7 protein-coding genes and 1 pseudogene are annotated in these 14,104 nt (G+C 71.9%); 6 read left to right on the top strand and 2 right to left on the bottom strand.

Features of this window, described 5'->3' with window-relative positions; translation table 11 throughout:
* The first annotated feature begins 19 nt into the window (after positions 1-19).
* Together ACXJKG_RS12710 and ACXJKG_RS12715 are read left to right on the top strand one after the other, a co-directional pair.
* On the top strand, positions 20-8,707 hold the full coding sequence (locus ACXJKG_RS12710) for a hypothetical protein (protein WP_456846124.1): 8,688 nt from the start codon (positions 20-22) through the stop codon (positions 8,705-8,707).
* A complete protein-coding gene (locus ACXJKG_RS12715; RefSeq protein WP_456846125.1) occupies positions 8,707-9,120 on the top strand; it encodes a pilus assembly protein CpaE in 414 nt (137 codons plus the stop codon). Before ACXJKG_RS12710 ends, ACXJKG_RS12715 begins: the two co-directional genes overlap by 1 nt.
* Before the next feature lie 13 nt (positions 9,121-9,133).
* On the opposite strand, the gene ACXJKG_RS12720 is transcribed toward ACXJKG_RS12715, so the two are convergent.
* Positions 9,134-9,538, bottom strand: coding sequence for a nuclear transport factor 2 family protein (locus tag ACXJKG_RS12720; RefSeq protein WP_456846126.1), 405 nt, complete (start codon positions 9,536-9,538; stop codon positions 9,134-9,136).
* A gap of 172 nt (positions 9,539-9,710) precedes the next feature.
* Here ACXJKG_RS12720 and gatC point away from each other — a divergent pair, with 172 nt between their 5' ends.
* The 4 genes from gatC (at position 9,711) to ACXJKG_RS12740 (ending at position 13,701) form a co-directional block, all read left to right on the top strand.
* The gene (gatC, locus tag ACXJKG_RS12725; protein WP_456846127.1) at positions 9,711-10,010 is read left to right on the top strand and encodes an Asp-tRNA(Asn)/Glu-tRNA(Gln) amidotransferase subunit GatC; all 300 of its coding nucleotides are present in this window, start codon (positions 9,711-9,713) and stop codon (positions 10,008-10,010) included.
* Positions 10,007-11,518 (top strand): Asp-tRNA(Asn)/Glu-tRNA(Gln) amidotransferase subunit GatA, encoded by a 1,512-nt coding sequence (gene gatA, locus ACXJKG_RS12730; RefSeq protein WP_456846128.1) that lies wholly within the window; start codon positions 10,007-10,009, stop codon positions 11,516-11,518. The genes gatC and gatA overlap by 4 nt, the downstream gene beginning before the upstream one ends.
* Positions 11,515-13,011, top strand: a complete 1,497-nt coding sequence (gene gatB / locus ACXJKG_RS12735; protein WP_456846129.1) for an Asp-tRNA(Asn)/Glu-tRNA(Gln) amidotransferase subunit GatB — start codon at positions 11,515-11,517, stop codon at positions 13,009-13,011. Before gatA ends, gatB begins: the two co-directional genes overlap by 4 nt.
* Before the next feature lie 144 nt (positions 13,012-13,155).
* Positions 13,156-13,701: a GNAT family N-acetyltransferase gene (locus ACXJKG_RS12740; RefSeq protein ID WP_456846130.1), complete on the top strand. Its 546-nt coding sequence runs from the start codon at positions 13,156-13,158 to the stop codon at positions 13,699-13,701.
* A gap of 4 nt (positions 13,702-13,705) precedes the next feature.
* On the opposite strand, the pseudogene ACXJKG_RS12745 reads toward ACXJKG_RS12740, so the two are convergent.
* Positions 13,706-14,104: pseudogene (locus tag ACXJKG_RS12745) on the bottom strand (hypothetical protein); the annotation flags it as partial.

Genomic DNA, 14,104 nt, shown 5'->3' on the forward strand with positions numbered 1-14,104 from the left:
CCACGTGCGCACCCGGCGGATGCGCACGACCGCTGTGATGAGCGTGCTCGCGCTGGTCGCGGTGCTGTTCGGGCCGATCACCGCGGCCGTCGCCGCACCGGGGATCCAGCTCACCAAGGAGGCGCCGGGCGACGTCCTGGCGGGGGAGCCGATCACCTACACGCTCACGGTCACCAACCCGCCGAGCAACCCCGACGCGGTGCCCGAGTACAACCTCGGGTTCCGCGACGTCATCCCGGCCGGGGTGTCGTACGTCGGCGGGTCGACGACACCGACGGGCGCGGGCGACCCGGCCCAGGTCGTCGATCCGGACACCGGTCAGACGACGCTGACCTGGAGCAACGTGACGGACCTGTCCGTCAACGGCTCGACCGTCCTGACGTTCCAGGTGCTGCCCGACCCGGCGCTGTACCCGGTCGGCACCACGGTCGAGAACACCGCCGACGTCTACTCCAGCACGGACCCGTTCGTCGCGCCGGAGTTCGACGAGACGGGCGTCCTGGTGCCGGGCACGGCGACGGAGACGGCGAGCTCCAACCCGACGACGACGGTGATCTCCGCGCTGCAGATCACCAAGGAGGAGCCCAGCCCCGAGGCGGAGCTGCTGCGCGGCGTTCACGACAACACCACGGTGTACTCGCTGACCATCGAGGCGGCGCCGTCGGGCGGCAGCAGCAACCTGGTGGTGACCGACTACCTCCCGGCGCGGCTCGAGTTCCTCGGCTGCGGCGGGGTCGACAACTCGGCCGGCCCGGAGTACCCGGGCGCCCCGTCCCTGACGGCGACCCCAGTGCCGCCGGACTGCCTGACGCCGACGTCGGTGACCACGGTGCAGGACCCACCGCCCAACGGGACCACCACCTACCCGGCCGGCGTCTACACCCGCGTCGAGTGGGCGATCCCCGACATCCCCGCGTCCGGCAGCTTCACGCTCCGCTACGCGGCCGGCGTCCCGCTGCGCGAGAACGTCATGTTCCCCGACCCCGCACCCGGCGGCCTGCTGCAGACCGCCAACCTGGACAACAACACAGGAGCGTCCACCCGGGAGACCGGCACGGAGCTGTCGGCGACGAACGTGGCGCAGGTGACGGGCACCTTCGCCGGCGCGACGGCGCCGGGTGTCCCGGCGACCGTCGCCGCCTCGGACACGCAGACGGTGTCGGTCGAAGATGTCCGCATGCGCAAGACCGCGGACCGGTCCGAGTTCCTGTCCGGAGGGGTCGTCCGCTACACCCTGACCGTCGAGTCCAGCGAGTACGTGAGCGCGTCCGACATCGTCCTGGCCGACACCCTCCCGAACGGCACGTGCCCGCTCGGCGGACCTGGCACCAACTACTCGATCGGCTCCCTGCCCGCGTGCGACGGCGGCCGAGCGCCCACACCCACCGTGCCGATCGCGACCGCCACGCAGAACCTGGACGGCACCTTCGACATCACCTTCGACCCGATCGCCGAGGGTCCGGACGCGACGACGAGGGTCTCGTACTCCGCGGCGATGCTGCCCGAGTACCTCGGGGGCTCGCTGGTCGGGGCCGCGACCGCCACCGGTGACACGTTCACCAACCACGCCTCGCTGACGGCGACGACGACACCGGTCGCCGGCACGGGAGAGACCGGCACGGTCCAGGTCGAGGACACGTCCTCGTGGACGCTGACCACGGGCTCGGAGTCGATCGACAAGCTGATCGCCCCGCGGTCGATCTCGGGTGGCACCTGCCCGACCGACGTGAGCCTGTATGGCGAACCGGCGTCGTTCCCCCCGCAGGAGACCCAGTTCCGCAAGGGTGACCGCGTCTGCTACGCGCTGACCGTCGACTTCTCCGACCTCACGGAGACCCGCAACCCGCAGGTCACCGACTTCCTGCCGCCCGGCATGACGTACGTCGCGGGCTCCGCAACGGCGGCGATCACGAACGCCGGCGCGCCGTTCACCGTGACGTCGAGCGCGACGGCCGTGCAGTTCGCGATCGGCACGGCCGGGCCGGCCGGGAACCGGTTCGTCGCGGCGGGCGCCACGTTTGCCGCGGTGATCCAGGCGAACGTCACCACGGCTGCGCCCGGCACCACGGCGCTGACCAGGTCGAACCTCATGAAGCTGCGCGCGGAGAACTCGGCAGGCATCGCGGGGACGTTCCGCGACAGCCTGATCGGCGAGACCGCCCCGGTCCCGCCCGTGCGGGTGGTCAAGGGCGTCGAGTCGGTGAGCGCCCCGGCCAGTGGCCCGAACGGCGTGAACAGCAACGTGGACGGCTCCGAGGTGCGCGCGACGTCCGTCGCCACGTTCCGCATCGACGTGACCAACGACGGCGTGGCCGGGACCGCGAACGGCTACGAGGTCGGCGCGCTGAACGTCTGGGACAAGCTCCCGGTCCAGCTGACCTGCGCCGACATCGGCAACGTGCGGTTCGACCCCGTGCCTGCCGCGGCACCCACCGTGACCTGCAGCGACCCCGGCGACCCCGGCCGGCCGGCGTTCCTCGGCGCGGCCGACCTCAGCCTGCTGCAGGTGGTCTTCCCGATCGACGGCTCGCAGCCGGACCTCTCGGGCCAGGGCATCGGCCCCGGTGCCACGCAGTCGATCCTGTACGACACGACGATCCCGGACCCCGCCGGCGTCGGGACCGTCTACACGGACACCGCCTATGTGCGCAGCTACGAGGCACTGACCAACGTGCCGGGCGGCGGGACCGTGACGTTCTACCCGCGGCAGAACGTGGACCTCTCCGTCCTGCCCACCCAGTGGGACGCGCCCGCGGCCACCGACCCGTCGAACGTGCGGGTGCCCGGGCCGGAGGTGGACAAGTCCGCGACGACGTCGATCGTGGAGACCAACAACGACCTGGAGAACCAGGCGACCATCGGCGAGCTCGTCACGTACACCTACGGCGTCCGCATCCTCGCGGGCACGGCCGCGTTCGACGCCGTGCTGCGCGACCCCCTGCCGACGGGCTTCGTGCAGGTCGGGGACGCGACGTTGACCTACCACCCCGACGCGGACAGCGCGGCGACCGCGCAGGTCCCCGCGGGCGTCACGATCGACCCGGACACCGGCACCGTGACCTTCCCGCCCACGTACAACAACGCCACGGCGGTCGACCAGCGCTTCGAGGTCGTCCTCACGGCGAGGGTGACGACGGACGCGATGAGCGCGTCGCAGAACAACCTGCAGGCGATCAACACCGCCCGGTTCGACAGCCTCGCGACCCAGGGCGGCTCGGCCCTGCCGCCGGCGACGGCGTCGTGGACCATCACCATGCGCCAGCCGCGGCCGGAGGTCACCAAGTCGAACGATGCCGACAGCCCGGTGCCCGGCGGCACGACCGTCGAGTACACCCTCACCGCGAGCAACGTGAACACCGACGGCAGCGGCACGGCGCGCACGCCCCTGCACGACACCTTCCTGGTCGACTGCCTGCCGGCGGGCATGACCTTCGACGCCTACGGGACCGACGCGGGCCGGCCTGCGGCGCCGGGCGGTCCGTCGAACGGCTGCGCCGCCGGCACCACCGCGCTCGTCTGGGTCGTCGACACGATCGAGCCCGGTGCGACCGCGACGCGGACCTACACGGCGACCCTGCCGATCGACGCCGTGGCCGGGACGTCGTACGTGAACAACGTGACCCTCTCGGGCTCGACTCTGGACGACGGCAAGACCGGCCCCACCGCCCCGGACAACCCCGACGAGCGGACCGGGACTGCCACGGCCAGCTCGGAGGTCCGCATCTTCGGGGCGAACATCGTGAAGTCGGTCTCGCCCGAGCGGGCGACGATCGGCCAGGTGGTCACGTGGCGGGTCGACGTCCTGATCGTCCCCAACACGACGTTCTACGACGCCTCGATCATCGACCAGCTGCCCGCCGGCGTGGTCGACCAGACCATCACGAGCTACGAGTGCCTCGTGTTCTCCACGCCGGTCGTCCCGTGCAGCACGGTTCCCGTCCGCCTGGACGATGCCGCCGGCCCGGGCGGGTCGACGATCGTCGGCTGGAACTTCGGTGACCTCGCGCCCAGCCCCGACCTGCGCATCGTCTCCGCGACGTACACGGGCAGGATCGCCGACGTCCCCGGCAACGTCGCCGGTGTCACGCTGACCAACACGGCGCACACGGCCTGGAACGTCACGGCCGACGGGCCCAACGACGACCCGGAGTCGGCGGGCGCGACGTTCGACGCGACGGGTCCGTCCGCGAGCGCGACCGTGACCGTGATCGAGCCGGACGTGACCATCGACAAGGTCGCCGACGACCCGACGCCCGGGCCCGCGGACCGGTTCGAGTACACGATCACCGCCCACAACTCCGCGGACCCGACGTCGAGCGACTCGTGGAACGGCGTCCTCGTCGACACCGTGCCCGTGGGTGTCGTGGTCGACCCCGACAGCATCAGCTTCGGCGGCGTGCTGACCGGCGACGACCCGGTGCGCGGCGGCGGCACGATCACCTGGGACACCCGAGGCCTGGCGATCGCCTACCCGCCCGGCGCCGACGTGACGGTGACCTACGTCGCCACGCTGGCGCCGTCGGAGCTCCTCGACCCGACCGCGCTGGTCAACTCGGTGCAGGTGACCAACTACGAGTCGCTCGAGTCCGGCGGTCGCGTCTACGTCGGTCCGACGGCGACCGCGCAGGTCGCCCCGGCGTTCCCGCACCTGCAGACCACCAAGACCGCGGTCTCGGCCGCGCCCGCGTACATCGGGTCGCCCTTCACCTGGCGGGTCGCGACGACGAACGACGGCTCAGCCCCGGCGTTCGGTATCGACATCACGGAYGTCCTCCCGGCCGGCTGGGAGTACGTGCCGGGCACCTCGCAGCTGACGTCGCCCGCCGGCACCAACGTCCCGCACGCCGACCCGGTGATCGGCGGGGGCGTGGCGGTGTGGTCCGACCTCGGCACGCTGCAGCCCACCCAGACGGCGAGCATGACGTTCCAGCTCCGGCCGACCACGGCCGTGGTGACGGCTCCGGGGGTCGGGTCGACGATTCCGCAGGTCAACCGCGCGCGGGTGCAGGGCGAGGACGCGACGGGGGCGACCGGGAACGCCGACGGCGACTACGACAACGGCCAGGTCACCGCGCAGACGCGCATCGACTCGGCAGACCTGCAGGTGACCAAGACGCACGCGACGCCGGTGGTCGCGGGCAGCAACGCGACGTGGACCGTCACCGTGCGCAACAACGGGCCGAACACGGCCGTGGGACCGTTCGTCATCACGGACACCCTGCCCCCGGGCACGGGATTCGTCTCGGCGACCGGCACGGGCTGGACGTGCGGCGCGCCCGTCTCGGGCGTCCTCACCTGCGCCCGGACCACCTCGCCCGGGACGCTCGCGTCCGGGGCCTCGTTCCCCGTGATCACCGTGGTCACGTCGATCCCGACGACGACGCCGAGCGGCACGACCTTCACCAACGCCGCCACCGCCAACGCGCGGACGTACGACCCGAGCACGGCGAACAACGCGACGACCGACGCGGCGACGGTCACCACCGACGCGGACCTGGCGGTGACGAAGTCCCACGCCGGTCCCGGCGTCGCCGGCGGCGACACCGTGTGGACCATCGGCGTCGTCAACAACGGTCCGTCGGACTCCCAGCCGGTGATCACCGTCACGGACACGCTGCCCGCAGGGACCACCTATGTCTCCGCCGTCGGCATCGGCTGGTCCTGCCCGGCGACCGCGACCGGCCAGACGTTCACCTGCACGCGGTCGACCGTGCTGCCGTCCGGCGGTGTGGCACCGCAGATCGTCGTCGTGGCCCACATCGCACCCGGTGTGACCGGGAACCTCACGAACACGGCGGTGGTGTCGGGTACGACGCCCGATTCGAACCCCGCCAACAACACCGCCACCAGCACGTTCCCCGTGACCACGTCGGCGGACCTCGCGATCCAGAAGACGCACACCGGCACCTTCGTCGCCGGGACGACGAACACCTACACGTTCGCCGTGGTGAACAACGGACCGTCCGACGCGGCCGCCAACCTCACGATCGCCGACACGTTGCCGGTCGGCCTGACGTTCGCGGGGATCGTCGACCCGGCGGGTACGTGGGCCTGCTCCGCGGCCGGACAGGCGGTCACCTGCACGAGCACGGCGCCGCTCGCGCTGGGTGCGTCCACGCAGGTGAGCATCAGCGTGAGCGTCGCGCCCGACCTCGGCTCGGGCAGCTTCGTCAACACCGCGACCGTGTCGTCGCCCACGCCGGACCCCAACCTGGTGAACAACACCGACACGGACGACACCTCGTTCACGTCCGTCTCCGACCTGGCCCTCGCCAAGTCGCACACCGGCACGGCCACCGCGGGTGACCTCTTCGACTGGACGCTGCAGGTGTCCAACCTGGGGCCGTCGGCGACCGTCGGACCGATCGTGGTGGCCGACGGGCTCCCGGCCGGCGTCACCTACGTGTCCGCCACCGGCACCGGCTGGGTCTGCACCGAGGACGCGGGCACGGTGACGTGCACGAGCGCCGCGGGGATCGCCGGCGGCTCGCCCGCGGCCCCGGCACTCGCACCGCCGATCACCCTCAGGGTGCGCATCGCCGCCGACGCCGGGCCCAGCGTGCTGCTGAACCAGGGCTCGGTCGACGGGCCGCAGACCGATCCCGACCTCACCAACAACGACGCCTCGGACGTCGTCACCGTCGTCGACGCGGCCGACGTGAGCATCGTCAAGGACGTGTCCGGCCCGGGCCCGTTCGTCGCCGGTGAGCAGGTCACCTACACCCTCACCGTCGGCAACGCCGGTCCGTCGGACGCCGACGACGTGCACGTGGTCGACGACCTCCCGGCGGGCCTCACGGCGCTGACGGCGGTCGGGCCGACGGGCGACGGCTGGACGTGCCAGGTGGCGCCGGACGAGGTCGTCTGCGACCGGCCGACGTTCCCGGCCCCGGCCGCGGGCGACCCGCCGACGACCAGCGTCATCACCGTCACGGCGGCGATCGACCCGAACGTCCCGCAGGACACGGACCTCACCAACACGTCGACGGTGGCCACCTMGACGCCCGGCGACGACCCGGCGGACGACACGTCCGACGCCACGATCACGGTCGACGCGCTCGCGGACATCGCGGTGACCAAGACGCACCCGGCCGGCCCGGTGAACGCCGGGGAGACCGTGACGTTCACGGTCGGGGTGACCAACAACGGCCCGTCCGACGCCGTCGGGCCGATCGAGGTGACCGACACGCTGCCGGCCGGCATGACGTTCGTGTCGTCGGCGGGGCCGTGGACCTGCGCGCCGGACGGCGCGGCCACCACCGTCGTCTGCGACCTCGACGACGTGACGTCGTTGGCGTCCGGAGCGGCTGCGCCGGACCTGCTGATCACCGCGTTCGTGGATCCGACCGTCGACGACGGCACGTTCACCAACACCGCGGTCGGCAGCTCGACCACCACCGATCCCGTCCTGCCGAACAACACGGCCACCGACGACGTGCTCGTCGTGACCACGGCCGACGTCTCCCTCCTCAAGACCCACGCCGGCGCGGTGCGCATCGGCGACGACGTGACGTTCAACCTGCGGGCCCGCAACGCCGGGCCGTCMGAGGCTCGCGACGTCGTGATCACCGACCCGTTGCCGGCCGGCCTGACCTACGTCTCGGCCGCCGGCACCGACTGGACGTGCAACGCCCTGCTCCAGATCGTCCGGTGCACCTACGCGACGCCGCTGGCGCCGCGGACGTTCGCCCCGCCGGTCGCTGTCGTCGTGACGGTCGGGCCGGAGGCGTACCCGAGCGTCGACAACGTCGCCGATGTCGACACGAGCACCACCGGGGACAACCGCGGCGACAACGAGGCGCGGGACCGGGTGGGCGTCCCGCCCCAGGTCGACCTGGCGGTCACCAAGACGCACGACGCGCCGTTCGTCGTCGGCAGCGACGGCACGTGGACGATCGGGGTCACCAACAACGGTCCGACCCCCGACCCGGGTCCGGTGACCGTCACCGACACGCTGCCCCCGGGCGTCACCTACGTCTCGGGCACGGGTGACGGCGTCACCTGCGACGCGACGGGCCAGACGGTCACCTGCACCCTCGCGGACGGCATCGGGATCGACACCCCGGTCGCGATCACGCTCGTCGTTGCTGTGCAGCCCGACGCGTACCCGTCGGTGACCAACGCCGTCACGGTGACGACGCCCAGCGAGGATGTCGACCCCGACAACAACACGGCGACCGACACCGTCGACGTGCTGCCGCTCGCGAAGCTGGCGATCACCAAGGACGTCGTCGGCCTCCCCGGGATGCTGCCGGTCTTCCAGATCGTCGTGACGAACCTCGGCCCGAACGTGACCACCGCCCCCGTCGTGGTGACCGACGACCTGCCGGAGGGGATGACGTTCGTGAGCGCGACAGGCACGGGTTGGACCTGCAGCTCGCTCGCCGACACGGTGACCTGCACCTACCCCGACCAGCTCGCGGTCGGGCAGGCGGCGCCGCCGATCGCCCTGGCGACGAGCCTGACCGCGCCGCCGAGCACGTCGATCACCAACGTGGCCGCGGCGAGCGGCGGCCAGCCGCCCGAGTCCTGCCCGGACTGCGCCCCGGTGACGGACGACGCGACCGTCGTCGTCCCCGCAGCGGCGGTCGCCGCCACCGGCGCGGACGCGCAGGCGGTCGCCGTGCTGGCGCTCCTGCTGCTGGTCGGCGGAGCGGCGCTGGTGACCATCAGGACACGGGGCCGCAGGCGACAGATACTGGTCTGATGATCTCGGGCGTGATCGCACAGCAGCTGCACGAGGCAGGGCTGCGCTGGCACCCGCGCCCCGGTGACCGGTTCGCGGTCAAGACGCTCGACGACCAGGTGTTCACCATCTCCGACATGGTGGTCGAGCCGCACGACTACCCGACCGGGACGGTGCTGGGGTTCAACGGCACGACCGAGTGGGCGCTCGACTCGGTGGCGCAGGAGGACGCCCTGTGGCTGCCGCGCGAGGACCAGCTGCGCGAGCTGCTCGGCGGCACGTTCCGCAGCCTCGCCCGGTCCACCTACGGCGGGTACCAGGTGCTGATCGAGGTCGCCGGCCGGCCCGAGCAGGTGTTCAGCGCCGACGAGGCGGCCGACGCCTACGCCCAGGCACTGCTGGCCCTCGTCCTGGCGGMGGCCGGGCGGATCTAGCCGTACCCGGCACTCACGTGTGCGGCGGGGCGGGGTGAGCGTCCCGCGACTGCGAACCCAGAGGCAACCGCGTGATCGACATGTACAACCTCATGGCGACGATGCCGTCAGGCCTGAGGTCGTAGACCACGACGTAAGGGAGCCGGTCTGCTGGTAGGGCCCCAGCGACGGCCGGCAGGCAGTCGCCTTCGATCATCGCGGCGTTGTCCTCGACGATGTAGGTGCGCGTCTTGAGCTCGCCCATCTGCACGTGCAGCGTGCGGACGAAGGCGGTGACCGCGGCCCGGCCCTGGAGTCGCTGGCCCGTCTCCTCGTTGGTCCAGGTGACGTCCTCGGTCAGGTGGCGGCCGAGGTCACCGTCCTTCAGGTCCCCGAAGTAGCGCGCCATGAGCGCCCGAGACGCTTCCGTGCTGTTCATCCTGTCGACCCGCTCACCGCAGCTCCGACGTGCACCAGTACGACTGTGCTCCGCGTCGTCGAGGAGATGTTCCTCCGCCGTCGGCGGGCAGCACAAGGTGGGCGGCTCGAGCGCACGGTCGAGATCTCAGCTCGCGCCGGGCCGGACGCCCGGCCCGACTAGACTCCGAGCCATGTCCACCCTCTCTCGCGACGAGGTCGCGCGCGTGGCGGGCCTGGCACGGATCGACCTCACACCGGCGGAGCTCGACCGCCTCGCGGGCGAGCTCGACGTCATCGTCGAGTCGGTCGCCCGCGTGAGCGAGATCGCCACGCCCGACGTGCCGGCCACCAGCCACCCCCTGCCGCTGACCAACGTGTTCCGTCCCGACGTCCCCGTGACGCCGGTCGACCGGGACCTGGTGCTGGCGTCCGCCCCGGCCCAGATCGACGGCAAGTTCGCCGTGCCGCAGATCCTGGGGGAGGACTCATGACCGACCTCGTCCGCCTCTCTGCCGCGGCGCTCGCGGACAAGCTGACCGCGAAGGAGGTGTCCAGCGTCGAGGCGACGCAGGCGCACCTCGACCGGATCGCCGACGTCGACGGGGCGATCCACGCGTTCCTGCAGGTCAGCGGCGAGGCGGCACTCGCGACGGCCGCCGACGTCGACGCGCGCCGGGCAGCCGGGGAGTCGCTGCACGCGCTCGCCGGCGTGCCGATCGCGGTCAAGGACGTCGTCGTCACCAAGGGCCTGGAGACCACCGCGGGATCGAAGATCCTCGAGGGCTGGATCCCGCCGTACGACGCGACTCTCGTCGAGAAGCTCAAGGCCGCGGGCCTGCCCATCCTGGGCAAGACCAACATGGACGAGTTCGCGATGGGCTCCTCGACGGAGCACTCGGCCTACGGCAACACGCACAACCCGTGGGACCTCGACCGGATCCCCGGCGGGTCCGGCGGTGGGTCCGCCGCGGCCGTCGCCGCGTACGAGGCGCCGCTGGCCATCGGCACGGACACCGGCGGCTCGATCCGCCAGCCCGCCGCCGTCACCGGCACGGTCGGCGTGAAGCCCACCTACGGCGGGGTGTCCCGCTACGGGCTCATCGCGCTGGCCTCGAGCCTGGACCAGGCCGGTCCCGTGACCCGCACGGTCCTCGACTCGGCTCTTCTGCACGAGCTCATCGGCGGCCACGACCCGCGCGACTCGACCTCGATCGACGAGCCGCTGCCGGCGCTCGTCGCCGCCGCCCAGCAGGGTGCGAAGGCCGACCTGTCGGGCGTGCGCGTGGGCGTCATCCGCGAGCTGCAGGGCGAGGGCTACCAGCCCGGCGTGCTCGCGCGGTTCGAGGAGTCGCTCGAGCTGCTGCGCGGTGCGGGCGCCGAGATCGTCGAGGTCTCCTGCCCGCACTTCACGTACGCGCTCGCGGCGTACTACCTGATCCTCCCGGCCGAGGCGTCGAGCAACCTGGCCAAGTTCGACGGCATGCGCTTCGGTCTGCGCGTCATCCCCGAGGACAACCCGACCGCCGAGCGCGTCATGGCCGCCACCCGCGGCCAGGGCTTCGGCGACGAGGTCAAGCGCCGGATCATCCTGGGCACGTACGCGTTGTCGGCGGGCTACTACGACGCCTACTACGGCTCGGCGCAGAAGGTTCGCACGCTCATCCAGCGCGACTTCACCGCCGCGTTCGAGGCGGCCGACGTGCTGGTCTCCCCGACGGCGCCGACCACGGCGTTCAAGCTGGGCGAGAAGCTGGACGACCCGCTGGCCATGTACCTCAACGACGTGGCGACCATCCCGGCCAACCTCGCGGGCGTGCCGGGCCTGTCGCTGCCGAGCGGGCTGTCCGACGACGGCCTGCCCGTCGGGTTCCAGGTGCTGGCCCCGGCCAAGGCCGACGACCGGCTGTACCGGGTCGGAGCCGCGCTCGAGGCGCTGCTCGAGAACGAGTGGGGCGGCCCGCTGCTGCTGAAGGCCCCCGAGCTGGAGGTCGCACGATGAGCACGCTGGTGGACTACGACGACGCCGTCGCGCGCTACGACACGGTCATCGGCATCGAGGTGCACGTCGAGCTGGGCACGCGCACCAAGATGTTCGACGGTGCGGAGGTGACGTTCGGCGCCGAGCCGAACACGCAGGTCACCCCCGTGAGCCTCGGTCTGCCCGGCGCTCTGCCGGCCGTCAACGCGGTCGCCGTCGAGTACGCGATCCGCATCGGGCTCGCGCTGAACTGCTCGATCGCGGAGACCTGCCGGTTCGCCCGGAAGAACTACTTCTACCCGGACGTCCCGAAGAACTTCCAGACGTCGCAGTACGACGAGCCCATCGCCTACGAGGGCTGGGTCGACGTCGAGCTGGACGACGGCAGCATCTTCCGCGTCGACATCGAGCGCGCGCACATGGAGGAGGACGCCGGCAAGAACACGCACATCGGCGGCTCCGACGGTCGCATCCACGGCGCCGAGTACTCGCTGGTGGACTACAACCGGGCCGGCATCCCGCTGGTGGAGATCGTCACCAAGCCGATCACTGGGGCGGGGGAGCGGGCGCCCGAGGTCGCGCGCGCCTACGTGCAGACGCTGCGCGACATCTTCCGGGCGCTCGAGGTCTCCGAGGCGCGGATGGAGCGCGGCAACGTGCGCGCCGACGTGAACGTCTCGATCCGGCCTTCTGCGGACAGCCCGCTGGGCACCCGCACGGAGACCAAGAACGTCAACTCGTTCCGGTCGGTCGAGCGGGCCGTGCGCTACGAGGTCAGCCGCCAGGCGGGCGTGCTCGACGACGGCATCGCGATCATCCAGGAGACGCGCCACTGGCACGAGGACACCGGGACGACCGCGTCCGGCCGCGTGAAGTCGGACGCCGAGGACTACCGGTACTTCCCGGAGCCCGACCTGGTCCCGATCGCGCCGGACCGCGCGTGGGTCGAGGAGATCCGCGCCGCCCTGCCCGAGCTGCCGGCCGCCCGACGCCGGCGGCTGCAGGCCGAGTGGGAGTACGCCGACGCGGAGATGCGCGACGTCGTCAACGCGGGCGCCGTGGAGCTCATCGAGACCACCATCGCCGCGGGGGCCAGCCCGGCCGCCGCGCGCAAGTGGTGGATGGGCGAGCTGGCCCGCACGGCCAAGCAGCAGGAGGTCGAGCTGGCGGACCTGCCCGTGACGCCGACCCAGGTCGGGCAGCTGCAGAAGCTGGTCGACGACGGCCGGATCAACGACAAGCTGGCCCGCCAGGTGCTCGAGGGCGTGCTGGCCGGCGAGGGCGACCCGGAGACGGTGCTCGTCGCGCGCGGCCTGGAGGTCGTGTCCGACGACGGCCCGCTGCTCGAGGCCATCGACGCCGCCCTGGCGGCCCAGCCGGACATCGCCGAGAAGATCCGGTCGGGCAACCTCGGCCCGGTCGGYGCGATCATCGGCGCCGTCATGAAGGCGACCCGCGGGCAGGCCGACGCCGGCCGCGTCCGCGAGCTGCTGCTCGAGCGGATCGGTTCCTGACACCCCGACGTCCGCACTCGAGAGGGTCAGAGCCCGCTCGAGTGCGGACGTTGCGGCGTTCCGGCGGACGCGCGCCGTGATCCGCCGGTAACGTCCCTGGCACACCCACGCCGTAGCGTTCGCGATCGGCGACAGGAGGCAGCGATGGAGAAGCCCACGCTCCAGGGCGAGATGATCGCGCTCCGCCCCATCCGGGCGAGCGACGCGGACGCGCTGTGGGAGTCGGTCAACGACGCCGAGGGCAACCGCCTCACGGGCACGACGCAGGTGTTCACGCGGAAGCAGATCGACGACTGGTGCGCCACGATCTCGTCGGTCGAGGGCCGGATCGACCTCGCGGTGACCGCGAACGGGTCCGACGAGTACCTCGGCGAGATCGTGCTGAACGAGATCGACGAGGTGGTTCGGTCCGCGAACCTGCGCCTGGCGATGCGCCCGGGCTACCGCGGTCGCGGCTACGGCACCGAGGCGATCCAGCTGATCCTGGGGCTGGCGTTCGACGGCCTGGCCCTGCACCGGGTCGAGCTCGACGTGCTGAGCATCAACGCCCGGGCCAAGTCGCTCTACGAGAACCTCGGGTTCCGGGTCGAGGGTCGCAAGCGCGACGCCTACCGGGACGGTGCGGGCTACTGCGACGGCATCATCATGTCGCTGCTCGAGGACGAGTTCCGGGCGAGCCAGATCCCCTGACCGCTCAGCGGGGCAGGTACTTCTCCACGCTCGCCAGGTAGGCCTCGGCATCGAAGTCCGGCACGATCGACGCCTGCACGACGTAGCCCTGCACCGCGGAGATGAGCAGCGGCACCTGCTCGGCGGCCAGCACGTCGGCGTCGTCGGCGGAGGTCCCGTGCGTCCGCTGGTGCCACAGCGAGACGTACGCGGTGAGCGCCTCGCGCAGCCGCAGGATCACCTCGTAGGCGAGGGCGTGGACCTCGGGGTCCGACATCCCCTCGCCCCACAGCTGCAGCATGATCCCGGGGCTGCCGAGCGACTGGAGCATGCCCGTGACGACCAGGCGGGGGATGGTCGGCGGAGGCGCGAGGGGGTCGACCTGCGCGAGGCGCTCGATGTCGCGGACGCGCACGCCAATGAC

It is taken from the genome of Cellulomonas sp. P5_C6, from assembly GCF_054049635.1.

Coding starts and splice junctions, on each gene's coding strand:
- ACXJKG_RS12720 (WP_456846126.1), bottom strand. CDS start 9,538: ATGAACAGCACGGAAGCGTCTCGGGCGCTCATGGCGCGCTACTTCGGG.
- gatC (WP_456846127.1), top strand. CDS start 9,711: ATGTCCACCCTCTCTCGCGACGAGGTCGCGCGCGTGGCGGGCCTGGCA.
- gatA (WP_456846128.1), top strand. CDS start 10,007: ATGACCGACCTCGTCCGCCTCTCTGCCGCGGCGCTCGCGGACAAGCTG.
- ACXJKG_RS12740 (WP_456846130.1), top strand. CDS start 13,156: ATGGAGAAGCCCACGCTCCAGGGCGAGATGATCGCGCTCCGCCCCATC.